The sequence below is a fragment of the Alkalihalobacterium alkalinitrilicum genome, assembly GCF_002019605.1.
Classification (GTDB): domain Bacteria; phylum Bacillota; class Bacilli; order Bacillales; family Bacillaceae_F; genus Alkalihalobacterium; species Alkalihalobacterium alkalinitrilicum.
The window spans coordinates 3,813,158-3,837,795 of record NZ_KV917368.1 but is presented as its reverse complement, the minus strand read 5'-3'; the positions used below and the strand labels follow the sequence as shown (position 1 = coordinate 3,837,795).

Genomic DNA, 24,638 nt, shown 5'->3' with positions numbered 1-24,638 from the left:
ATCAATTTCTATTAACTATGAAGTATATTTCAAATTCCATTTTATTTTCTACCTTATCTTTAGTTAGATCGTTTAACTTTAGGTTACCTACTATACGAGGTTAACTTAACCGTTTTTAAAGTTACACTCTATTGTTAACTTAATATTAAATATAGTTGACATGATCTTCTGTTGACATTATACTAAGCAAAAGAAATCTTTATACTATTTTGAAAATGGTGATTATGATGAAATTGAAAAATATGATGTATGCTTCAGTTTTTGTAGCACTTATCGCAGCTCTTGGTATTTTACCGCCACTTGTACTACCTATTTCTCCAGTCCCTATTACAGCACAATCATTAGGTGTTATGCTCGCAGGTGCTATCTTAGGTGCCAGGTATGGTGGAATGAGTCTGGTTATTTTTGTTTTACTTGTAGCATTCGGTGCACCACTTCTTTCTGGTGGACGCGGCGGCATTAGCGTGTTTTTAGGACCTAGTGGTGGATATATTTTAAGTTGGCCAATAGCAGCGTTTGTGATCGGCTATTTAGTAGAAAAATATTGGCATAAGATGAACATTGCTCGCTTTATATTATTTAATATCATAGGTGGGATCATTGTTATTTATGCTGCTGGAGTTACTTACACTTCCTTCAACATCGGGATTCCGTGGGGCACTGCTGCATATCAAGCTCTCATTTATATTCCTGGGGATATTGCAAAAGTAGTAGTTGCAGCTGTCATTGCTATGCAAATAAAGAAAGCGTACCCACTTATTAAAAAGTCTCGTGACCCAAAAAGCAAAGCGGCGTAATTAATACAGGGGTGTCCCATGGACACCCCTTTTCTATTATTCTAAAGTAAAATAGTGAAAATCAAAGCTTTCATAACATATCAAAAATAAACAATGCCCCCTCCCCTCCTCTCTATATAAAGAAATTAATTAAAAAAGTAATAAAACGAGGTGAATTTATGACGATTGGTAAAACAATTCCATTTACTGTACATTCATGTTCTTCGAAAATATCGGTTGTTTGTGATGATGACCAACTAACATATAAAGAACTTTACGAAAATATTCAAAGCATGCAACAACAACTAGTCACTACCCTTGAACATCCATACCAAAAGAAGGTTGCCTTTTTACTAGAAAACGATGTTGATTTTTTAATCCTATTTTTAGCAATAAGTGAAATAGGAGCAATAGCGATTCCACTTGACCCCAAATGGAGTAATGACGATTTGCAACACATTATCTCAGACTGTACCCCTGATGTGTTGATAACTACACAACAAATCAAAACCCAGAACATTCTCACTTTCTCGCTAGAGCAACTCAAACAGCAACCTAAAACACCTATTCCAAACTACGAAACATCAGAAAGTGACATCTTTTATATTGGCTATACATCAGGAACAACAGGGAAACCAAAGGGATATTTGCGGACTCATTCTTCTTGGCTTCACAGCTTTACTGGAAGCGAACAAGTATTTAAGCTCAACAAAGATGATCTTATTTTTTCTCCAGGTCCTCTCGTTCACTCCCATTTTTTATATGCAGCCGTTCACTCGCTTCATATTGGTGCCACCTTGTATGTGACAAAAAAATTCAGTGCCCATTCAGTCTATCAAACGTTAACTGCCGTACCAATAACCGTACTGTATCTCGTACCTACGATGTTTTCTGCACTAGATAACGTGTATAAAGACGGAAATCCTTCGATCACCCGCTTAGAAAAAGTAATTTCAGCAGGAGCCAAGTGGCAAGTTCCTTTGAAGAATAAAGCACGTCAACTCGTTCCCAATGCAGAAGTGTTCGAATTTTACGGTGCCTCTGAATTAAGTTTTGTCAGCGTTTTGGATCATAACGGAAATAGCGAAAATCCTGAGTCTGTCGGACACCCATTCCCTGGTGTTCAAGTATCAATTCGACGTTCTGACGGAACTGAAACGGATTATGGTGAAATTGGAAAATTATTCATAAAAAGTAAGCAGATGTTTAGTGGCTATCTCAACAATCCTGACGCTACAAAAGAAGTTTTCCATGGAGAATGGGCAACAGTTGGTGATTTAGCTTTCATGGACACTAATGGGTACATCACTCTTGTTGGGCGCGAAAAAAATATGATCATTAGTGGTGGTTTAAATATTTACCCTGAAGAAGTAGAAAAAGTGTTATGTCTTCTTCCTGAAGTTGCTGAAGTGGCTGTTTTCGGTATTGAAGATCTCTATTGGGGTGAAAAAGTAATTGCTGCCATTCAATGGAAAGATGGAAAACCACTTTCTCAACTCCAATTAAAACAATATTGCAAACAAAAGTTAGCTGCTTACAAATGTCCACAAATGTTAATTGAAATAGACGCCTTTCCTTATACGACAAGTGGAAAAATTGCCAGAAAAGAACTAATCAAATTAGTGCAACCAAAATTAGAACACCAAAGGATGTGAAATGATGAAAGAAGCCGTGATTGTTACCGCAAAACGAACAGCCGTCGGGAAGGTTGGCGGAATGTTTAAAGATATTCCTCCTGAGCACTTAGTTGCTCCTCTCATTCAACGCATTGTCGAAGAAGTTCAACTAGATCAAACAACAATAGATGAAGTGATTCTCGGGAATGCTGTTGGACCAGGAGGAAACCTTGCTCGTCTTTCTTCCTTAACGGCAGGGTTACCTGTTTCTATACCAGGAGTGACTGTTGACCGACAGTGTGGCTCTGGACTAGAAGCTATCAACCTCGCTGCTCGCCTCGTTCAAGCAGGAGCTGGCGACATCTACTTAGCTGGTGGTGTTGAAAGTACGAGTCTCGCCCCATGGAAAATAGCCAAGCCTACTTCTCTTTATCATCCAAAAGGACCTGAATTGTTTACGAGAGCTCGTTTTTCTCCAGATGAAATTGGTGATCCCGATATGGGAATGGCTGCTGAAAACGTCGCTGAAGCTCACCAAATTACTCGGGAAATGCAAGATGAGTACGCCTACAATAGTCATATGAAAGCCGTTAAAGCAATTCAATCAGGACATTTTTCTGAAGAAATTGTTCCTATTGCTGGAATGACAAACGATGAATGTCCACGGAAAAATACATCCCTTGAAAAGCTACATTCTCTTCCCCCAGTCTTTAAAGAAAAGGGTACCGTGACTGCAGGAAATGCATGTCCGATGAATGACGGTGCAGCTGTTGTATTAATAATGTCAGTTGAAAAGTGCCACGAGTTAGGATTGCAGCCTACTTTACGGTTTGTTGATGCAGTAAGTGCAGGGGTTGACCCCAATTTTCTAGGTATTGGTCCTGTCCCTGCAGTCCAAAAGTTATTTGAACGTCAACAGCTCTCCTCCTTAGACATTGATATCGTCGAGTTTAATGAAGCCTTTGCTTCACAAGTTTTAGCTAGTTTAAACGCACTAGAGATCCCTCTGGAAAAAGTAAATCAAAACGGTGGTGCATTAGCCATTGGTCATCCATACGGTGCGTCTGGAGCGATACTAGTCACTCGCTTGATGACAGAAATGAAAAGACAAAGATTAAAACGAGGACTAGCAACACTAGGAATTGGTGGTGGACTAGGCTTAGCTACCCTGTTCGAATTGGTGGATTAAATTTATAGGAAGTGTGGTGTGTAAAAGTGAATTTCGATGAACAAGTTGCCATTATTACAGGCTCCACAACAGGAATTGGCTACAGTATTGCCAAACAACTTGCAGATAGTGGTGCTGCTGTTGTCATAAATGGCCGGAATGCAAACAAAGTGAAAGAAGCCGTTGAAGAAATTCATTCATCAGGTGGAAGAGCGGTTGGATTAGCAAAGCCTGTTGAGCATCCTGATACAGGACAAGAGCTATTGGATCTAGCCCTAAGAACGTTTGGAAATGTATCCATACTCATTAATAACGCAGGAATCATCCATGATCAACTTACCTATAAAATGAGCGATCATGAATTTTCTCACGTCCTTAATGTTCACGTAAATGGGACATTCCTCTGTACACGACCGTTTATCAAATTTCTAAAACAGCAAAAGTCTAGCGGGCATATCATCAATATGACCTCAACCGCTGGATTAGAGGGTACCATTGGACAAATTAATTATAGTGCAGCAAAAGCGGCCATTAACGGAATGACTTGGACCCTTGCTAAAGAGTTAAAACGTGACAATATACTAGTCAATGCAATTGCTCCTGCTGCGCTAACGAATATGACCCAGCCTTATATTGAAAAAGCAAAACAGAAAGCTGCTGAAGGTGGCCAAGAGCTACCTTCTTATTGGAACATCGGTTCTTCTGATGAAGTGGCTTCATTTGTCGTCCATCTGTTGAAAACACACGACATGAAAGAAACAGGAGCCATTTTTGGAGTGAATGGAAAAAACATAGTTCGGTGGAATCCACCCGTTTCAGAACCTTATTTTGTCAATGAATAACGATTAAACTTTAATAAAACGACTGAAAATAGGAGCTAACCTCAATCGGTCAGCTCCTATTTTTCTTAAACGATAGATTCTACGACAATAACCGACCAGCCTTTGCCTTTATATGCATTGTAGCCTTCGGTTAAACAAAATGCATATATTTGATTATTTTCTAGCGTATACCCTCGCGTTTCTCTTTTTGACAGTACATATTGTACCGCTTTTAATTGCGTCATCTTCGTTTCTAGTATTCCAGAACGATCTTTCGATGCAATAATGTAACCCTCAGAATTAATAACATATAGTTTACTATTTTCCCCGATTTTTACACGATCGATAATATCATAGATAAATTCCCAGTTAAACCTCGTTGTAAATACCCCAATAATCTCCCCCGCATCGTTATGTACAGGGCTCGAATATCCCATCGTGTGACCGCCTACAACGGAAGAGTAGTACATATCAGTTACATGAACATGATTCGTTCGCACTGTTTCTTTAAACCAGTCACGTCCAGACATGTCTTTTCCAACTTGATTTTGATTTTGCGATGCGACCACAATTTCACCTGTAATATCAACGACAAATAAATCAAAGTACACTTCATAAATTTTATATATATTTTTCATTAAATCTTGTGCAGCTTTTTTTGACTCTATTGAAGGAGCTGTTAGACAATTCTTAATCGCATCAAATGTTGCCCAAGCCTGCACATCGCAATTCCGCTCAAATAAATTCCGATCAATCTTATCAATCGTATCGTAAGCTATATCAACCGTACGGACCGCAATAATTTCATTGGCTTTATTTTGAATTTTATTAATGATTTTTTCACTATCTTTACTAGCATTTAAACTTTCTTCCGCAAATTTTTTAATTTCTGTCGCAACAACTGAAAAACCGCGACCTGCCTCTCCTGCACGAGCTGCTTCAATTCCTGAATTTAATGCTAAAATATTCGATTTTGTTGATATATCTTTTATATTTTTCATTACATTTTGCATTTCCTGATTATCTTGCTTTAATTCATTCATTAATACCGAAACATTCAGATTTTTTTCCACTGTACCCCCCACATTCCAAGCCCCCTCGATCTTATCTCTATACCATTTTTTAGGACGTATCGTAATTTTTACTTTTGTTATAGGTATTATATCATAGTTAACTTGTTGCATTATTAAAAAACTCGAGTGAATAAAGGATAATTTTTAACACTTAAAACGACTTCCAACCAATTTTACATATTTTTATTTCATAGCAGGTTCTTCAGTAATAGAAATCCTATCGGTTAACAAAAAGAAAATACAGATTAGGACAATATTAATAGGCTCATCAGTTAATTTATAAAATTTTTTAGTGATACCCCCTAAAAAATGCAACTTTCCCCGTATAGATAGGAAAATAAAAGTAATTATACGGGGTGAATAAGTATGGTTGGACAAACGATTAGAAAGTTTCGTAAAGAAAAAGGCCTAACACAAACTGAACTTGCAATTCGTGCAGGAGTAGACAAGTCCTATCTTCGCTCCATTGAAAGAAAAGATAACGAATATCCTTCGTTCACATTTGTTGAAAAAATAGCCCAGGCGTTAAATATTTCTGTTGATTCGATTTTAGTGGAAAGTTCTTTGGACACAATAGACCCCGATTGGGACAAAATCATCTTAGAAGCACTTCAAGCAGGGGTAACACCAGAAGAATATATTGCCTTTCTAGAAACACCGTCTTCAAGTATTAACAAGCGTATTACCGTTGGATCTTAACAATCTTAAAGTAAAAAAGAATTTACTTTGTGCAAGCAATCATGTTTAGACGAAAAGCAGGTTAAATCATTGAAATCGATTTAACCTGTTTTTTACCTGCCATAATTAACCAAACTATTAATTTGAGACGATTATTTCCACACCGAGTTATATTTCTTTTTATACTTTGGATCTTCTTCGATGTTTATCAATTCGAGAGCTATCTCCTTTATTTCTTCATCTTGTCTTTTTTCATATAGGTTTTTCAAGCTTTGGATAATGTCAAAGCGAATTAATGTATAATTTTTTTCACTCGTACAATCATGAAAGCGAGCGGCTAGACTTTGGATAACCATTTCTTGTTGCTCAGCTCCAGCTAAAGCAATATGCCAAAGTGATTGTAGGCTATGCCTTGCAGTCACAAATTTTTCATCTTTCGTTACAGCTAAAATTTTTGGGAAATCGGTCTTTAACCGATTCTCGGGATCACTTTTTGCTAACCGACATAAAATTTGTGCAGCTACAGCTCGTCGATGAGGATCCGAGTCGCTTAAATCACGCGCGAACTGCTCCCATATCTCGTAAGCCCAATCTACTTTTTCCTCAGTAACTGATAAAATGTCCATGAATGCTTCATAGCGTACGTTCTTATCTTTTGCTTGTAAATTATTTAGTTGTGTTTCAATCCTCTTCTCCATACAACACCTCTTCCTTCTCCGTTTATTGTACTGGTTTTCATTGTTGACATGCTATGTATTGTATTCAGCTTTCCTAAATAGCTGACTTCAAAATGCACAAAAACGAGTTAGATAGTGCTAATATAGATGATATACAAACCATCTATTTCACTCAGATACATAGAGGGAGTTTTATTATGAGTCACGATATCTTACTACGTAACAATGTAAAAATTATTGGCAATGGTTCGCAACCGATCTTATTTGCACCTGGTTTTGGTTGTGACCAAAGTGTTTGGAATTTAACTCTCGATTCTTTTGTTGATCATTATCAATTGATCTTATTTGACTATGTAGGTTCAGGTAACTCCGATTTACGAGCTTATTCTGCTGATAAATATCGTACACTTTCAGGCTATGCCGAAGATCTTCTCGACATTTGTTCATTCCTGAATTTAAAAGAAGCTGTTTTTGTTGGTCACTCGGTTGGATGCATGATTGGAATGTTAGCCTCTCTTCGTCGACCTGAATATTTTTCTCACCTCATTATGCTTGGTCCATCGCCGTGCTATCTAAATGACCCTCCCGATTATATCGGTGGTTTTGAAAAAGAAGATCTTCTCGGCTTAATTGAAATGATGGAGAAAAATTATATTGGGTGGGCCAACTTATTTGCTTCAACGGTTACAAATAACCCAGATCGACCTGACATGAAAGGTGAATTAGAAGAACGCTTTTGCTCAACCGACCCGATTATTGCTAATCAGTTTGCCAAAGCTGCATTTTTTACAGACAACCGACAAGACTTACATCATGTTACGGTTCCAACTTATATATTACAATGTTCAGATGATATCATTGCACCCGTTTCAGTGGGCAAATATATACATGAACAACTTCATCATAGTACTTTTACCTTAATGAAAGCAACAGGGCACTGTCCACATATGAGTCACCCTGAAGAAACCGTCTTTTTAATACAACAATATTTGAACCAATCTTGCTTGAAAAATGGCTAACAATAAAGGTGGACTTTATCCTATGGATGAACAATTAAACTATGCACCTTGTGGATTTGTAACCTTAACAGAAGAAGGGACAATCATCACTATTAACCAATCATTACTTCGTTTGTTAGGTTATAGAGAAGATGAATTAGATCAACAACATATTCATAAGATCCTAACGGCTCCAGCTCAGATGTTTTATCAACTGTATTTCTTTCCACTCGTGAAAATTGAAGGAAAAGTTGAAGAAATGTACTTGTCTTTACGTATGAAAACAGGTGAAGAAATTCCGATACTTCTTAACGCTAAACAAAATCAACGAGAAAACATAACTGTCATCGATTGTGTATTCATCCCTGTACGGAAAAGAGATGAATACGAAAATGAACTTCTCATTGCTAAAAAAGAGGCAGAAGCCGCTTTGCATGCGAAAAATCAGACGAATGCCGAATTAGAAATTGCTCTACAAACGTTAGAAACAAAACAAGTTGAACTCGTTCAACTAAACAAAGAAAATCAAAAATATAAACTCGATACGAGTAAAAAATTAGAATTAGCAAGAAAAATTCAAGAAACATCATTAACCGATCCCATTGATAATGAACATATTGAAATTCAAGCCTATTATAAAGCTTCTAGTCAATTATCAGGCGACATCTATGGATTTTACCAAATCGGTTCCCATCGGTACGGAGTTATGATTTTAGATGTGATGGGCCACGGGATTTCATCAGCATTAATCACAATGTCACTTCAATCCCTTTTTCAACGTCTCATCTCAAGAGGATTTACACCCGAGCATGTCATGAGTGAGCTTGATCATTACTTGCATTCACTGTTTCACAACAATGAGGAAACACGCCATTATTGCACTGCTTTCTACGCTGTAGTCGATACGTACAAAGAACAAATTGAGTATATTAATGCGGGCCACCCACCAACGTTGCTCCAACATGCCAATGGAGAAGTGGACGAGCTGTCAGCGACCAGTCCTCCAGTCGGTCTTCTCAACGGTATTAGATTCCAATCGAAAACGTTACCGTATGCAAAAGGCAGCAAACTCCTTCTTTATACAGATGGTGTAGAAGACCCAATTGAAGAAGACAGTCGGTTACGCGCCATTTTAGCCTCGAACTTAGATGTTCCGCTCTCTACGTTAAAAGAGAAGTTAATTGCAGGGATCAGTCATGAAGCAAATGCTTATCATAAAAATGATGATCAATGTTTTATTTTAGTAAATTTAAAATAATAGTTATATTGTAGGAGCTCATTTAGTGAGCTCCTTTTTGATGTCGAAACTTTTATAACTAAATGTCTTTATTTTTTTCAATTAGGTTCCAGCTCACACCAACTCACACACCAACGAATAGGTTGTACTATAAAACTTTCAGAAGTGAAAGGAGGGTTTTATAGTGCAGCATAATACAAATAGAGGTTTCCGGTTTTGTATTTTCCCTGGCTATAATTGGTGCGGGCCTGGCTGCAGCGGGCCTGGTGCTCCTATTAATCGAGTAGATGCAGCGTGTAGAGACCATGATCTTTGCTACAAATTGCATCATAATCGCTGTGAATGTGACCAAGCGTTTCTCCATCGTCTCCGCCCCTTAATGAATCCCTACACACAAGAAGGAAGACACTCCCGTCTGCTCTATAACTATATGAAACTTCAAACTCTGTTTACTTGCGGCTTTTAAATTTAGATGCCAATTACATTAGAATGACCAAAAAGGCTTAGACATGCCATCCTAAGCCTTTAAATCATTATCCATGCTTTATATTCTACATAGCCACTCTTAAGCTATTTTCAATCGTACAAACTAAGCCTATTTTTTCATAATAGCAAAAATTTATAAGGCTAAACTAGCTCGCTGCTCTTTTTTAAAAACCTTCTGAGGATTTCTTTGTAATCTCCCCTCTTTACCATCCATTTCATTCACTCCCCCCTATTATCTTACGCATTTAGCCCTACACCTGCTTTTCTAATTGGACCACCTATTCCAAAAGGGATGGAGCCCTTCTCCAAAAATTTACAAAAAAAGCTAGCCTTTAAATTTTGTTTTCCACTCCCTAATATAACAACCTATGATTGTCTTCATAAACAAATGGAAAGTTGAACATCACTTTCTTGAAAATTGTTTTTACAGGACTTTTTAATCAACTTCTATTTATCAAAAAAGAAGAAACTCATAAAACGGAAATAATTATAGGCACATTATCTAGTTTATAGGTAGTGCCAATTTTACAAATTGTCAAAACAATTTAATAATTTAATACTTTAATAGGATAAAAGTATTGATAAGATCACCATTAGTTTAACACTACGTAAATTCAGGACCTTTTAGGGGTATTTTCCAGTTATTACATTCTATTATAATTTCAACCAACGGAAATGATAGAGATACTAAATTTCACTAGAGTATCCGTACATATACAAAATTCTAGGAGGTAGTTTTTTTTGAAAAAAGCATTTATTTTATTATTGAGTACCTGTATGTTGCTTTCTATTTTTTCTTCTTCTGTATTTGCTAAACAAAATCATCCGTCAACCGAAGGAAATACAAACATTTCAAGCATTGTTACATACGATGACATGATTAAAGAGTTAAAAGCCCTTGAAAAAAGAAGTAAAGGTGAATTAGAAGTATTTACTCTAGATGATTTAGGTTATGAATATAGTAAGAGTGAACAAGGCCGCGACTTGTATGTTGCTAAAATTGGAAATGGACCTGAAAAAGTATGGATCCAAAGCCGAATTCATGGTGATGAGCCTTACGGAACGGAAGCGTCTCTACAACTACTTCAAATGTATATTAGCAATCAGTCAACGCAATACCGTAAAGTGTTAGATGAACTAACCTTGTATATTATTCCCATGTATAATCCTGATGGCAGTGAAATGAATATCCGCCAAACGGTATTAATGGACCAAGAAACAAGTGAACCATTATTAAATGATAGAGGAAATCAAATTAGAATAGACTTGAACCGTGACTGGGCGGAAGGTGCCTTTGCAGCAGTTGAATCTAAAGCTTGGTACAGCTATTGGACAGACATTCAACCCGACTATGGTATTGACATTCACCATCAAGGTTTAAAAACAGATTCTGAGACAGGTGAAGCTATTACGATGTCACTTGGAATTTCATTAGCTCCTGGTGGACCAACACTTCCTAATATTAAGGACGGCCAATACGAAGATATTACGCGCCAAATGCAAGTGTATGTTTTTGATGCTTTAAAAGATTATGGTTTTATTAATATCGATCGATACACGACTGGAAATAATCGTACAGGCTTTACTGAAATTGATATTCACGGTGGTGTAGTTTCAGCCATGATGTTGGGCCTTAATTATGACGGATTGAACGAAGCAGAGCATAGCCATCCTGCTATTTTCTTTGAAACATCTGGGAATACACGAGACGGGAATTTAGGGCAACGTGCTCGCGGTCATAATATTCGTCAAAATGCATTAGGAATTCAAGAATTACTCTATGGATTAGCCTCTGAGGAAGTGTTCGGTGTCGACCCCGAGAGATGGGATGAGATCCCGAGACCAGATATTACTGGTTACAATACTGATCATTCTGGATTTGTACCTGTTGCATATTAAGCTCACATACTATATTGTAGCTTTGCTCAAGATCTGTAAGGTCAACAATAGTATAATAACCACTCATATAACCGTTCGAAGAGGATTATTCTCTTCTCGAACGGTTTTTTTTATTCATCTCCATCCTCCTTGAAGAGCTACAGTACGGGATAAAAAAACCTAAACTCCACTACAATCCGTTTACTCTCCATACGTCAATGCTTATACAACACCCCAGGAATTAGTTAACAATTTAATTCGCCTCAAAAAAGGCTAAGAATATCCTAAGCCTTTTCCTAATTAACCTATGGTTCTCTTATGCACACAATTACTTGAGATTAAAAACGAGTAAAATATCAAATATTTCTCTCTAAACTTACAAATAGTTACAAAAAATAGTCTTTTCTATCTAGTAAAAGATTAATAATGAGGTAAAATAAAGATAAGTATAAACTTCGTATAAAGGACAAGTATATAGTCTAAGAAAGTGATAGTTTTGGGGGAATATATATGGGGTATGCCATAGAAAAATCAGTTGAAGAGAATAATCTTTCACCACAAAAATCAACTAAATGGTTTAAAAGTTGGAAGTTTATAATTGCAATCATCAGTGTTATTGCAATTATATTTGCTGCAATGAGCTATTATCAGATGACCCACTTTAATTCAAATATCACTATTAATAACATAGAAGTTAGTGGGCTAACAGCTGACCAAGCTCTAAAAAAATTGCAAACATCTGCTTTTAAAAATGAAATTTATATTGGAGAACTACTCATTTTAGAAGGAAAAGAAACGCAGATGGAATTTACAGAAAATGATCTGCCCGAGATAAAAAAACTATTAAATAGTCAGTGGACATTTTTTCCTTCTTCCGAGGCAAAATCGTATTATTTAACACTAAGCAACCAAGACCCCTATCGTAGCCAAGTACTAAAAACGGAGTTGGAACAAGAACTAAACTTTATAAATAAGGATTTGATTGCACCTATAGACGCCCAGGCAACTTTAGAAAATGGCGAAATTATCGTTTCTGAAAGCGCTGAAGGTGAGCAATATGATGTTAAAAGTCTATTAGAGGAATACGACCAACATGAATACACTAGTGAAATTTATCTAGAGACAATTTTTCTACAACCCATTAAGGAAGATAGTGAGACTGTACAAAAACAGGTGGAAAAACTGCAAGATTTCCTTGGGCATACTGTTGAGTATAAGGTACAAGATCAAGTCTATTCATTAACGGCTAGCGAACTTATTATAAATGCTTCCTTATCAGAAGATATGAATATTATGATCAACTCAGATAGTATTCATGAGAAGATAGTTGAGATTAATAACGCTCAATCGACATTAGGCAAAGACTTCACCTTTAAGACTCATTCAGGTTCAGTTATATCGGTTAAAGGACAAGGTTATGGCTGGGCCCTTAATGTAGAAAAAGAGTCAAAAATGATAAAAGATGCTTTTCAGAAAGGTCAGGAATCGGTTTCTGCTTCTAATACTTACGGAAATGGCTGGAGTGGCGAAGGTTATGGCTATGAAACAATTTCAAACTACGGCATAGGTGATACTTATGCTGAAGTGTCGATTGCAGAACAGCGTATGTGGATTTACAGAGATGGGGAATTAGTCGTATCTACCGATGTGGTTACTGGTAACCGTAGTACACAACAGGATACATTACCAGGGGTTTGGTATATCCTCTTTAAACGGACACCATACACACTCACTGGTAGTAATTACTCCGTTGACGTTGATTATTGGGCACCATTTACAAACAGCGGCCAAGGTTTCCACGATGCTGATTGGCGAACTAACTGGTCAAAAAATGCCTACCATAATGCAGGATCAAATGGCTGTGTCAACGTACCTCCTGGTGTCATGAAAAAGGTATATGATAATTTAAGTGTCTACGATCCCGTTATTATCTATTAAAAAATTGCAGGAATAGACTGACCTAGTCATATGAGACAGTAATAAAACACCTTCCTAGGCTGCCATATCACCAAACTCTATTGGTGTGTGGTAGCCTAGTTTTTCTTGGATACGCTCATCGTTATAATACCTCATACAGTGATCTACACGATCCTTTACTTCTTCTAAAGACAAAGAATTGAATTTAACATACTGAAATTCTTCTGATTTCAGGTTCGAATGGAAAGACTCAATGACTGCGTTGTCCCAACAGTGTCCCCGGCGTGACCTACTACTGACTAAATTCTTTTCTTTAATCCGCTTTTGATAAGCATAAGAAGAATAGACACTTCCTTGATCTGAATGGATGATGACTCCTTTAGGGTTTCCTCGCTTTTCTAGTGCTTCATCTAAGGTATCAATCACCAAAGGGATTTGTTGATGAGTATAAAGCTTATAAGCAACGATTTGATTATTAAACAAGTCCATGATCGTTGATAAATATAAAGTGTCTGGACCATATTGAATGTAGGTAATATCCGTTACCCACTTTTGGTTAGGTTTGCTTGCGTGAAACTCTCGCTGTAATAAGTTTGGCGCGACAACGACAGATTCCCCTTGAGATTTCCACCTACTTTTTTGCTTTACTCTACATTGAAGGTGGTATTTCTGCATGATCCGTTGAACAGTATTACGGTTTAATTTGATATAATAGTCACGTTTTAATAGCTCCTTGCTTTTACGATGGCCATATCGGTACTTTGTTTTTTCGCAAAGGTAAATAATCGCTTCCTCGTCCTTAGACAACTCGACTAGTTGCGCAGATGCCCAGCGATAATAGGTGGATCTGGGAACATTTAAAGCTGATAAAATAGCTGATACTGTATATTTTTTTCGTGAAGTCTGGACTAGTTTGAGGACGATTTCTTTTTCAACTCCTTTTCGATCTCCAAATACTTTTTTAAGATTTCATTTTCCTGTTTTAAGTGATTCATTTGACGTTCTTTTTTCTCTTCATCACTTGAACTGTCAGGTCCATGACCATATGAATATTGTTTCCCTATTGGTTGATCGAATCAATGAACCTGATTTTCACGATACCATTTCATCCACGTTTTTATTTGAGACACATTTTTAATCCCATACTTCTCCATGATCTCATGGTTCGTAAACTGACCACTCATCTTATCTTTCACAACTGCCCACTTAACCTCATTTGAATACACGTTTTTGCCCATGCAAAAACACCTCCGAATTAGTACTTTGTTTAAGTGTACCATTTCGAAGGTGTTTTATAGTGTCTCATTAATTTAGGTTAGTCTAGTTTATAAGTACTTAAACAACTGACTTTCCTTGTAAAACTAATTTTCTTAAATCTCCTATCCCTTATTAGTACACATTTTGTGTAAACCTTTATGACGAACGGTTTTAGGACGATCGCTAGTAGAATAACAAGGACGGTAATCGGTTCATCATTGACCGTGCCCTAATCTTGGACTCTTATATTAGCATTTAGGTTTAGGAAAACTACATCCTACAATGATTAATAAAATAAACAACACAACAATTAATGTAAAGCCGTACCCACGAGTAGGAGCAGCATAACCATATCCGTAAGCAGGGGCAGTATGATATGGCATCGGTGCATCCATTACGCCAGCCACCATTGTAGGCGGTATATTTGGTGGTATATTTGCTCCTGCCATCATATTAGGCGGTATATTTGCGCTAGCATACATGTTCTCAGCACTTCCTTTCGGGTTTGTGTATTTACACTACATTATACTCACCTAGTTGGAATATGAACCTGTCAACCTGCAAAATGGGTGAATGTCCCCTTTTTTTCAAACAACAACCACCAGCAAATAATTAGTTATAAATGTTTGAAAGATAAAACTGATAATGAATACTGGAAATGGAACAAAGATTATGATGTATGACAATTTTAGGATTTTTATAAGAGGAACGGTTACTTTGTATCGATAAAAGTTTTTGCAGCGTTACAGGAGATATTCTTGTGATTAAATTTGCTAAGTATGCAGGCTGCATACTTCCTGGAAATCTTTGTGAATTTAAAAATTCTTTTATTTGTTCAGCAGTCATAATTCCAAACCCATGCCCAAAAAACGTTTCATCGCTCAACACGACGGCATTTAATCCTCGATACCATGACGCATTTGGATGAAATTCAGGATTGTTAAAATACACCACATCTCCAGGTGAAACATGATTTCCATAGAAGATGTGTAAATCTAAGTCAGGATCTGTATGCCAGCTGTATAAATAGAGGTTTTGGAATAGAGAATTAAAATGATGTTTCCCGATACTTTTTAAAATGGCACGATAATAAATGATAATAATTGCTGTCGCGCATTCAAATCCATAAAGGGAACCATTCTCGTAAATGTCTAGAATGGCATCAGATGGCTGCACATCTGGCCTTAACAAAAAGCCACCTGAGTTTGTCAAAGTCCAGTAGGCAGGATTACAACTCGCATTTTCAAAGATCGTAAACGTCACTTGACTCTCATTCATCTCTTTTGCACTTTCCATAATATTTTTGCGAATGTTAATTTCAAATTGAAGTTCATTCATAGAAAAATAGGAAAACAATTCAGGAGAATTAATCATTTGTCGAATGATTACTCTTTCTATCCTTCCGAGGTCCATCGTGCTAGCTAGTGAAAATGGCCTTCCAGCTACTTGTATCATGTCATACCCCATTTCATTTATTTGAAGAGATGGTACCTTCGACAAAAAATCTTTTCAACGCTTCTTTCTTGGAATTATCAAGCAATATATAGCATCTATATCTAATTTTATATGATAAGGAGAGGGAAAACTTGCTACTGGTTTTACTGTAGGTTCGTCTTTTGAGAATTTACTCATAAATATAGACGAATAACTCTGAGAGGCGACCTTTCCTCATGGTTCGTGGACAGATCCCTCTAGGTAGGGGTTGCTTTCCTCGACCTATTTGAGTTTAAAGGAAAAATTTCGCCGTTACTTATGATACATGTATTTAAATGGGATTTTTTACTATATCTTAACTGTATAATAGAATTGAAGTTATAAACAAGAAAGGATGTCGACTATGCCCTTATAAATCTCGTATTGAATCAACTGAACTATTTACTCTAAAATCACTAAACACGCGGATAAGGCTGTCTGAAAAAGACAAGCAACACTATTTGAATCTTAAAAAGGGTTATGAAGGTGAAAAAATATTTGATTCTATGACAGAAAAGATTGAATGTGAATGCTTAATATTAAATGATTTGCTTCTGTTGTTTTTATTAACCCCGAATTCATGTTATACCAAACACCTCTCAACAAACCATTTATTTTCCCAACTCAAATTAATCGCTATATAAAAAAGCTAAGCATGATACCTTCCAAGGTAAATGAACAACACAAAATAATCGCTAATAAGTTAATTTCCCTACATTCGAAAGACTCTCCTTTTACACAAATACCATCCTATAATTATGACCAACTGCGAAAAGGCATCACTTGCGGTAAATGCACCTCTTTTTTAATTTCTGTTGAAGGAAGAAAATGTGTTTGCAAGGAATGTGGACATGAGGAAATCATTGCAGCTGCCGTCATGCGAAATGTGAGAGAGTTTAAGCTTCTTTTTCCTAATCAAAAAATAACTACAAATGTAATTCATGATTAGTGTAAAGTGGTGCACTCAAAAAAACGAATAAAACGAATTCTAGAAAAAAATTTTAAAATAGTCGGGGTTCATCAATGGTCTTATTATGAATAAAATCTATTAATAAAAGAAAAATCGGGAGTATAAATTATTTTGTGTAAATGGGAATTGCACTCAATAAACTAAGAAGGCTTTACATGGAGAGGCGGGCATGATAGGCTTATCAGCCAGGCGATACTTTTTTCAAAGGATCGCCCCATCGCCAGAAATCCATGCCCGTAGAGGCTCCATGTCAAGCCGGAACTTTATAAACTGCTATGCAGATAGTTCCGACTTAAGCCGATCTTCAAAATAAATGGCTAGCTGTGATATACATTCTTTCCAACCTATTAGGGGCATAGTCCATTTTTTTGATACTTCCATGGTAGCTAAATAAATAATTTTCCTTAAAGCCTCATCCGTTGGATAGGCTGTTTTTGTTTTGGTTACTTTTCGTAGCTGTCTATGATAACCTTCAATAATATTGGTGGTATAAATCATTTTTCTAATGGCAGGTGGATAAGCAAAATAAGCGGTCAACTCAATCCAGTTCGCTTCCCAAGACCTGATAATAATTGGGTGCTTCTTGCCCCATTTTTCCTTAAACTCTTCAAAGGCTAGTTCGGCCTCTTCCATCGTTAAAGCTTGATAGACTTTCTTTAAATCTGCCATCACTTGCTTTTGTTCTTTGTATGAAACATATTTCATAGAGTTACGAATTTGATGGATTACACATAGTTGAATTTCCGTTTGAGGAAAGACGGAATTAATAGCTTCAGAAAAACCTGAAAGACCATCTTTACAAGCAATCAAGATGTCCTCAACCCCTCGATTTTTCAAGTCTGTACATACGCCTAGCCAAAAGCTGGCACTCTCATTCTCGCCGATCCAAATGCCGAGAATTTCTTTATGACCTGAGACAGTTATACCTAAAACACTATACGCAGCCTTATTGATAATTCGGTTGTCTTTACGCACCTTAAAGTGAATGGCGTCTAAAAAAACAATCGGATATACACGATCTAAAGGACGCGATTGCCACTCTGTAATTAATGGCATAATTTTATCTGTTACTTTACTAACCATCGTAGGAGAGACATCTATGCCATAGATATCATTCATGTGAGATTCAATATCCCTAGTCGACATACCTTTAGCGTAAAGAGCGACAATTTGATCTTCAAGTCCGTTCGCCGTTGTTTCATACTTCTTAATAATTTGTGGTTCATACTCACCATTACGATCTCTCGGAACCTCTAATTTTGTATTCCCAAACTTGGTTTTTAATGTTTTCTTACTATAGCCATTTCTACTATTCCCTGTATGATCTCCTTGAGATTCGTGCTTTTTATAGCCTAACTGATTTTCTATTTCAGCTTCAAAAACCTCTTGAATTGTATCCTTAAATAAGTTTTTTAACATGGCGTGGACATCTTCAACAGTACGGCATTCTTTTGCCAATTCCATAATTGTTTTGTTTCCATAGTCTTGCATAAATGATTATCTCCTTATTGGAAAGTATAACCATTTACACAAAACTTTTTACGCTCTCGAAAAATCTATTTAAGGGATCTATTTTCGAAGTCTACCAAACATCATTTGAAAGACTTTTTACTTGTTCTTTTTCTGATTTTGTCCTTCATCTCTCTTATGAAGGACTTTTCCCTTGTTCTTTTTCTGGGTTTGTCCTTCATCTCTCTTTTGAAGGACTTTTTCCTTGTTCATTTCTGATTTTGTCCTTCATCTCTCTTTTGAAGGACTTTTTCCTTGTTCTTTTTCTGGGTTTGTCCTTCATCTCTCCTTTAAAGGACTTTTTCCTAATTTTGTTTCAGAATGTTGTGGTTCGCTGGTCTGTTTTATGGACTTCAAATAAAACCTCATTTACTTATGATACGGTTCACCGTGATTATTTAGGAGGCAAAAAATTGAGCGTTGGGGAATTTCTCAATGCTCAATTTAATTGTAGATTGATCAGCTTCCCCAAATTTCAAACTCGTTTGTTGAACCTGAATGTTTTATATAATGATTTGTTGCAAGTTGATGACAATACTTATGCAGACATTATGAAAAGTGTAGCTGTACCAGATTTTCTTATTCCTTTTCTTCTGGAAATCCAAATAGGCATTAGAGAAGGTACGCTTGAAGTCGAAAGTAATGACTTCGAAAAACTTCTTGGGCGTTCAGCTACACCAATTAGTGACGGGCTCACTCAAATTGTTAAAGGGATCTCTTAAACAGAAAAATTAACATAGAAACCGACCTTTTTTAGTAGAAAGGTCGGTTTCTATGTTCCTTTGATTGGGGATGTAGAGATTATTGGAACTATTGAGTATATTTATCATTCTCGTCAAACTTTTCCTCTATTTTGTTAACTCTTTCTTCTAATTAATTTACATGTAACTATTGTCTTACAGATGATTCAGCAATATTTAGTAGAGTGGTTAAATGGTTAAGTGAATCTTCTCCACGAAGATATTTTTCAATAGCAGTAATCTTTTCTGATCCTGATATTTTTGCTTTACGGGACATAAAAATGCTCCTCCTTGGAGTAAACAGTTTTTTTATTTAAACTGTCTACCTCAAGGTAATTGTTAAATAATTTTGACTTTTATTCTCTCGTTTATTAAAATCGCTTTTGCTTGTTAGTCTTATATTTTTTAGACACTGATTAATATTTCTCCATGTGGATATTCATTATCTTCACCTATCCCACTATCATAGACTTCACATAATATAAACTTTGTTTGCTGATTTTATCATAGCGAATCTTGAGAGTCTCGTATGGATTTTCCTCACTTAATTTATCAATATATAATTCAGGAGATTTGTATATCACATGAACAAATCCTTTCCCAAAGAAGTACTACTGGTTATAAAGCTTATCCATAAAGAAAAACCACATGATAAAGCTACTCAAGCTTTAATCATGTGGTTTTTTTATGAGTTGACAAATAGTTTAAGCTAGAATTTAAATTAGTTTTGTTTGAGAATCTTTTAAAGCTATGACAGCATCTTTTAGGGCAATGACGACATCATCAAGCCCATCTTTGATTGCACCCATTATTTGGTTGTACTCATAGTTAATCCTTTGTATTCATTAGAGGCTCTAAATATATATCATATCCAACAGTTATTTTCATTTTGTCCCAGCTTTCTTTCCACTCTTGCTCAGATAATGGTTTTTTTAATGGATGAAGCGAGAGTGTCCCAATCTCTAACGGATCTACCTGCCATTTTTGCATATTATCTAACAATCCTTTGGTCTGTTCTGCTAAATAGAGTTCAATCTCATGGTTTAGTGCTTCTAAGTTATCAGGCTCAAGTATATTTTTATCTCCACGGTATTCTTCGATTCTTCCATTAAGATTAACTATAACTGACAGTGTTGATAAATCTTGACTCAGTTCCGTTTTAACATGAGCTCGTACCTGACCTAGGGAAACAGATAATCCTGGGATAGTTAGGTTCTTTAAATAATATTTATGGCCAATCAGCTGAAAGATTTGCTCATCCATATGTTTAATGGAAGCGATTAGCTTATCCTTGCTAAAAAAAGCAGTACCTTCGTATATAAAATCTGTCTCAGTCGTTTTAAATACGGGAAGAAAGGGATCAGCTACGGGTGAATATAATTTGTTCTTAAATTGATGTAAATTGACGATACTCATATTCCCTTGTTCTTCATAATGCTTAAACATTTGATAGAGAAAATAATCAAGGTTCTCTTGCTTATCGATTTGATTCTCGATATATTTTTCAAAATCTCCTTTTACTATGGCCAAGTAAAGTCTTTGATGGATATCAGGGTCAGTTAAAAAGGTATTTATTAAAGAATTTATTCCTTGCCTGGCAAGCTCTTCGTTGATTAGCACCATCCTAAGTTGACCTGACTTTAACTCACGATAATAAATGAGATTAAATTCTTTTTCCCCTTCCTTTAACAAGTCAACCTCCATAGATAACAATTGCTTTTTCTCTTGGATCATCGGAGGCACAACCGTATTAATTTTAATTTTATCATTTTGCCCTTGACTAATTGACCAAAAAATGACTGGTGCAATCTCTTCAATTGTGTTGTTTTCAATAAATGGTGAGCATCCAGCTAATAGCACACAACAGCAAAGCATATGTAATATTTTCAAATGAATATATCGAATCATTTGTTGACACGCTCCTTTAATCTAACTGCTACATAAAGAAGAAAAGGAACAACGGTGTATGTTAGTGCACCTAACCAAATCTGAAGCTCAAGTAATAAGTTCTGTTCGGATTTCCAAAACCATTCATTCATTATAACTATAAAAACCATAACAACGATAAAACTCAGCACCAAACCAAACAGAGTCGGGTTTTTTCCCCATTTTCCCATAATAATCCCTTTTGCTCTAAAAATAACTAACATGAATATTGCTATAACAAATATGACAAGCAACCAATGTAATGTAAGTAGTAAAATATCGACTCGCTCAAAAACAGGAGATTCAAGGTATTGCAGCATATTAGGAACTGGAAATTTGCTTAAGCTTAAAAAATTCGAACTATAATAAAATAGAGATGCAATAAACAAAAACAAATACTCGAACACAGTGACTGCATTCCCAATCGCCAGATTACGTTTCATTTTGTTATTCGGTTTTAACCATGTAGCAAGTAAGATTAGATATTCAGGGCCGGACAACGCTGACCAAATTAACAATAACCCTTTCCAGGAATCACGTGACCACTCAACAGGAATCAAGGGATACAAATCGTGTAATGCAGCAATTGGCGGAAATAAAAAAGGAACAAATAATCCAATTGCCCAAAACGTGAAAAAGAAAACAATAACAACAAAGCGTATGGTATTTTCCATTCCTTGATAGGTGATGTAAAAAATAACGATAAACACAAACAGAATTAACCAATTAGGATTTACTGATGAGAAAATAAATTGATGATAAACCTCTACATAACCAAGCATAATTACAGATATCTTTATTAGAATAAGAAATACTCCTACACAAGCAAAGATACGTACCATACCTTGGCCAAATAGCTGCACAAACCCTAGATAACCCTTTTTGGCAAAGTCTGAAGAAAACCATTTTGAGAGGATTAACAAATTAAGATGTGAAACTATACCAAGAGCTAATATTCCCCACACCATATAGGGATAGACAAGATAGGTAGGCATGATTAAAAAGAAATATATCATTTGCAAGCGATTTACGAGGAAAATGACATATATTCCGCCAAAAGGTGATTCTTTTTGATCATATAAAGAAAATACTGACACATTATCATCTCCTGCTGCTGTATCGCCATTTCTGAAGCGTTTTCAAGTAATTTGGTCGTGTTGTCATCCAAGTTAAGGGGCCACGAATAAATAAATCTATCCAATCTTTCCAATAAAATGGAGCAAATGGTGCTAAGTAAGGTTGTTTTAACGAGGTAAGACTATTGAGATGTGCTAGTGCAACAACGGCCCCTAACATTAGCCCGAAAATGCCCATAAAAGAGGCTAGCAATAGTAATGAAAATTGGATTAAGACATTAGCTTTAGTCATTAAATAATTGGGAACCAAAAAGAAGGCAATGGCTGAAATACCCATTAACACGATTAATACTTTACTGGCAAAGCCTGCCTCTACAGCCGCTTGTCCTACGACAATGCCACCAATTACACCTAATGTTTGACTCGTTTTAGTTGGCATCCTAAGACTAGCTTCTTTTATAATTTCTAAGGTAATTAACATCAACAAGGCCTCCCAAAATGGAGTAAAGGGGAGCTTGCTCCTAGACTCCAAGATCACAAAGAGAATTTGCAGAGGAATGATTTGATAATGATGTGTCGTTAAGGCAACATATGCAGGGATTAATATCATCGAAAGAATAAAGCTTACATAGCGAACCAAACGCAGAAAGCTTGCAATTGGCCAACGAAGAAAGTAATCCTCTGGAGATTGAAACAGATGAAAAAATGTGATGGGAGCAATAAGAGCAAAAGGTGTATTATTAACCAGGATTGTAATTTTACCTTCACCCAAAGCAAATGCACATGCATCTGGTCGATCGGTTTGAAGGAACTGCGGAAAAATACTATACTGATGGTCTTCTATAAAAGCGGCAATTTGTGATGAATCTAGAAATTGATCAAAATTAATATTTTTAATTTTTTTTCTAGCATAAGTTATAATCTCTGGATTAGTTATACCTTCGATATACATTAGGACAACCGTTGTTTTACTAAGATAACCAACGGTAAACTTTTCTGATTTTAGCTCAGGTATAGCAAGTCTTCTACGGATCATCAAAATATTGTGACTAATATTTTCGATAAAGCTATCTTTCGCACCGTAAATGACGGTTTCTGTACTAGAGGTTTGAATCGCACGGTGTAATGAATTTTCAAGCTGAACTGACAACCATTGAATTTTTGTTGAATCATATAGAATAATCGAACCACTAAACAGTTTATTTAGTGCGTCTTCCAATGAAGTGATAATTGTTACTTTGGAGTTATCAATACAAGCATAGAGAGTTTTGTAAGTACAACGATTTAATGGGGCAATTATTGACTCATTGAAACGCTCTTCATCGACTAACGTACGTATGTATAGTACGGTAACTAGTTCATCTTGATTAAATTGATGCTCAATAATTTCTGCATCTTCTATATTAATAAGTTTCTCTTTTAGGACATCTATGGTTAATGTAGTATCTTGAGTAGTATCTTTTATCTTGCCATGCTCCATATTTATACTATTTTTTCCTTTTTTTCGACGCATATATGATCATCATCACCTTAATTTAATTTAATAATTTCTAATCACTTTTTATTAATTTTATTATGCACAGTTCAGTATTCGGTATTCACCTATCGATATATTTCACTTATGTAGTCTTTAAATAAGGAGGTTTGCAACATGAGTATTGGTAGTAAAAAATGATGAATCATACAGCTATTAATTGTGAAAAGGAACTAACCTTATCTGTTATAGGAGGGAAATGGAAGCTGATCATTCTCTGGCATTTAGGAAATGATGGCACAAAGCGATTTAGCGAGCTTAAAAAGCTAGTTCCAAACGTTACACAAAAAATGCTAACAAACCAGCTACGTGAATTAGAAGAGGATCAACTGATTACTCGAAAAGTGTATCCTGAGGTACCTCCGCGTGTAGAATACTCATTAACAGAGCATGGAGAAAGTCTAATACCTATATTAAAAATGATGTATAAATGGGGAAAAAATTATATGGAAGTTATAAAATAAATATATATCCAATCAAAGCATCCTGAAATTGATGATAAAAATTTAAAAGATATCTGAGACATAATAAAGAGTATATTGTCTCTTTTTATTAAAACTATAAAAAGGGTATGGTATACACTTTTAATCAGGATAGGTTTCAATAATATTGTGAATTGTGAGAAACACATATCGATATGTGCTTTTATATGTACACTTCTTAATTTTCCATCTAAGATAGAAATTTGATTTGTCATATTATCTACCTCTTTTTTTGTAATCGCCTTTGATCTAAAGGCATTTTCAAGTTGAAGTTCTAAATTGACGATTTGTTCCCCAATCATCTGTGCTTCTTCTTTCATCCTATTATAGAGTTCTTCTGTTTTTT

The 24,638-nt window shown here is 35.9% G+C and carries 23 protein-coding genes and 1 pseudogene; 13 read left to right on the top strand and 11 right to left on the bottom strand.

Features of this window, described 5'->3' with window-relative positions; translation table 11 throughout:
• Positions 1 to 227 precede the first annotated feature (227 nt).
• From BK574_RS18710 to BK574_RS18695, 4 genes are all read left to right on the top strand, one after another.
• Positions 228 to 797: a biotin transporter BioY gene (locus BK574_RS18710; RefSeq protein WP_078429622.1), complete on the top strand. Its 570-nt coding sequence runs from the start codon at positions 228 to 230 to the stop codon at positions 795 to 797.
• A gap of 158 nt (positions 798 to 955) precedes the next feature.
• Positions 956 to 2,431, top strand: coding sequence for an AMP-binding protein (locus BK574_RS18705; RefSeq protein WP_078429621.1), 1,476 nt, complete (start codon positions 956 to 958; stop codon positions 2,429 to 2,431).
• Between the two features lie 4 nt (positions 2,432 to 2,435).
• Entirely contained in the window at positions 2,436 to 3,581 is a 1,146-nt protein-coding gene (locus BK574_RS18700; RefSeq protein ID WP_078429620.1) for a thiolase family protein, read from the top strand.
• Positions 3,582 to 3,607: 26 nt separating this feature from the next.
• Positions 3,608 to 4,402 carry an SDR family NAD(P)-dependent oxidoreductase gene (locus BK574_RS18695; RefSeq protein ID WP_158211692.1) on the top strand — a complete coding sequence of 265 codons (795 nt, stop codon included), beginning with the start codon at positions 3,608 to 3,610 and terminating at the stop codon, positions 4,400 to 4,402.
• Positions 4,403 to 4,467: 65 nt separating this feature from the next.
• On the opposite strand, the gene BK574_RS18690 is transcribed toward BK574_RS18695, so the two are convergent.
• Positions 4,468 to 5,466 (bottom strand): methyl-accepting chemotaxis protein, encoded by a 999-nt coding sequence (locus BK574_RS18690; protein WP_218970592.1) that lies wholly within the window; start codon positions 5,464 to 5,466, stop codon positions 4,468 to 4,470.
• Positions 5,467 to 5,820: 354 nt separating this feature from the next.
• Here BK574_RS18690 and BK574_RS18685 point away from each other — a divergent pair, with 354 nt between their 5' ends.
• Entirely contained in the window at positions 5,821 to 6,153 is a 333-nt protein-coding gene (locus tag BK574_RS18685; protein WP_078429618.1) for a helix-turn-helix domain-containing protein, read from the top strand.
• Between the two features lie 131 nt (positions 6,154 to 6,284).
• Here the strand turns inward: BK574_RS18685 and BK574_RS18680 are convergent, their stop codons facing one another.
• Positions 6,285 to 6,830 carry a hypothetical protein gene (locus BK574_RS18680; protein WP_078429617.1) on the bottom strand — a complete coding sequence of 182 codons (546 nt, stop codon included), beginning with the start codon at positions 6,828 to 6,830 and terminating at the stop codon, positions 6,285 to 6,287.
• 176 nt (positions 6,831 to 7,006) lie between these two features.
• On the opposite strand from BK574_RS18680, the gene BK574_RS18675 reads away from it, so the two are divergent.
• The 5 genes from BK574_RS18675 to BK574_RS18655 all read left to right on the top strand — a co-directional run bounded on the left by BK574_RS18675 (position 7,007) and on the right by BK574_RS18655 (position 13,346).
• Positions 7,007 to 7,828, top strand: coding sequence for an alpha/beta fold hydrolase (locus BK574_RS18675; protein ID WP_078429616.1), 822 nt, complete (start codon positions 7,007 to 7,009; stop codon positions 7,826 to 7,828).
• A gap of 22 nt (positions 7,829 to 7,850) precedes the next feature.
• Positions 7,851 to 9,065: a SpoIIE family protein phosphatase gene (locus BK574_RS18670; RefSeq protein ID WP_078429615.1), complete on the top strand. Its 1,215-nt coding sequence runs from the start codon at positions 7,851 to 7,853 to the stop codon at positions 9,063 to 9,065.
• Between the two features lie 163 nt (positions 9,066 to 9,228).
• Positions 9,229 to 9,510 (top strand): phospholipase A2 family protein, encoded by a 282-nt coding sequence (locus BK574_RS18665; RefSeq protein WP_078429614.1) that lies wholly within the window; start codon positions 9,229 to 9,231, stop codon positions 9,508 to 9,510.
• 761 nt (positions 9,511 to 10,271) lie between these two features.
• Positions 10,272 to 11,429, top strand: coding sequence for a M14 family zinc carboxypeptidase (locus BK574_RS18660; protein ID WP_218970591.1), 1,158 nt, complete (start codon positions 10,272 to 10,274; stop codon positions 11,427 to 11,429).
• A gap of 489 nt (positions 11,430 to 11,918) precedes the next feature.
• The gene (locus BK574_RS18655; protein WP_078429613.1) at positions 11,919 to 13,346 is read left to right on the top strand and encodes a L,D-transpeptidase family protein; all 1,428 of its coding nucleotides are present in this window, start codon (positions 11,919 to 11,921) and stop codon (positions 13,344 to 13,346) included.
• A gap of 54 nt (positions 13,347 to 13,400) precedes the next feature.
• Here BK574_RS18655 and BK574_RS18650 read toward each other — a convergent pair.
• From BK574_RS18650 to BK574_RS18640, 3 genes and pseudogenes are all read right to left on the bottom strand, one after another.
• Positions 13,401 to 14,563 (bottom strand): annotated as a pseudogene (locus tag BK574_RS18650) (IS3 family transposase).
• A 267-nt stretch (positions 14,564 to 14,830) separates the two neighbouring features.
• Complete coding sequence (locus BK574_RS29285; RefSeq protein WP_078429612.1) at positions 14,831 to 15,064, bottom strand: YjcZ family sporulation protein; 234 nt, start codon at positions 15,062 to 15,064, stop codon at positions 14,831 to 14,833.
• Between the two features lie 130 nt (positions 15,065 to 15,194).
• Positions 15,195 to 16,082: a protein-glutamine gamma-glutamyltransferase gene (locus tag BK574_RS18640; RefSeq protein WP_338020603.1), complete on the bottom strand. Its 888-nt coding sequence runs from the start codon at positions 16,080 to 16,082 to the stop codon at positions 15,195 to 15,197.
• A gap of 553 nt (positions 16,083 to 16,635) precedes the next feature.
• On the opposite strand from BK574_RS18640, the gene BK574_RS29280 reads away from it, so the two are divergent.
• Positions 16,636 to 17,004 carry a hypothetical protein gene (locus BK574_RS29280; protein ID WP_420796963.1) on the top strand — a complete coding sequence of 123 codons (369 nt, stop codon included), beginning with the start codon at positions 16,636 to 16,638 and terminating at the stop codon, positions 17,002 to 17,004.
• Positions 17,005 to 17,298: 294 nt separating this feature from the next.
• Here the strand turns inward: BK574_RS29280 and BK574_RS18630 are convergent, their stop codons facing one another.
• Entirely contained in the window at positions 17,299 to 18,516 is a 1,218-nt protein-coding gene (locus tag BK574_RS18630) for an IS256 family transposase (RefSeq protein ID WP_078429611.1), read from the bottom strand.
• Between the two features lie 17 nt (positions 18,517 to 18,533).
• Here BK574_RS18630 and BK574_RS28500 point away from each other — a divergent pair, with 17 nt between their 5' ends.
• Positions 18,534 to 19,256, top strand: a complete 723-nt coding sequence (locus BK574_RS28500; RefSeq protein ID WP_238458047.1) for a hypothetical protein — start codon at positions 18,534 to 18,536, stop codon at positions 19,254 to 19,256.
• A 166-nt stretch (positions 19,257 to 19,422) separates the two neighbouring features.
• On the opposite strand, the gene BK574_RS28880 is transcribed toward BK574_RS28500, so the two are convergent.
• The 4 genes from BK574_RS28880 to BK574_RS18610 all read right to left on the bottom strand — a co-directional run bounded on the left by BK574_RS28880 (position 19,423) and on the right by BK574_RS18610 (position 23,789).
• Positions 19,423 to 19,551 carry a hypothetical protein gene (locus BK574_RS28880; protein ID WP_274379435.1) on the bottom strand — a complete coding sequence of 43 codons (129 nt, stop codon included), beginning with the start codon at positions 19,549 to 19,551 and terminating at the stop codon, positions 19,423 to 19,425.
• A gap of 551 nt (positions 19,552 to 20,102) precedes the next feature.
• Complete coding sequence (locus tag BK574_RS18620; protein ID WP_078429610.1) at positions 20,103 to 21,182, bottom strand: Ger(x)C family spore germination protein; 1,080 nt, start codon at positions 21,180 to 21,182, stop codon at positions 20,103 to 20,105.
• A complete protein-coding gene (locus BK574_RS18615; RefSeq protein WP_142247993.1) occupies positions 21,179 to 22,297 on the bottom strand; it encodes a GerAB/ArcD/ProY family transporter in 1,119 nt (372 codons plus the stop codon). Before BK574_RS18615 ends, BK574_RS18620 begins: the two co-directional genes overlap by 4 nt.
• 4 nt (positions 22,298 to 22,301) lie before the next feature.
• Positions 22,302 to 23,789: a spore germination protein gene (locus BK574_RS18610; protein ID WP_078429609.1), complete on the bottom strand. Its 1,488-nt coding sequence runs from the start codon at positions 23,787 to 23,789 to the stop codon at positions 22,302 to 22,304.
• Positions 23,790 to 23,947: 158 nt separating this feature from the next.
• On the opposite strand from BK574_RS18610, the gene BK574_RS18605 reads away from it, so the two are divergent.
• Positions 23,948 to 24,274: a winged helix-turn-helix transcriptional regulator gene (locus BK574_RS18605; protein WP_078429608.1), complete on the top strand. Its 327-nt coding sequence runs from the start codon at positions 23,948 to 23,950 to the stop codon at positions 24,272 to 24,274.
• Here the strand turns inward: BK574_RS18605 and BK574_RS18600 are convergent.
• Complete coding sequence (locus tag BK574_RS18600) at positions 24,253 to 24,612, bottom strand: hypothetical protein (protein WP_078429607.1); 360 nt, start codon at positions 24,610 to 24,612, stop codon at positions 24,253 to 24,255. The genes BK574_RS18605 and BK574_RS18600 overlap by 22 nt on opposite strands.
• Positions 24,613 to 24,638 lie beyond the last annotated feature (26 nt).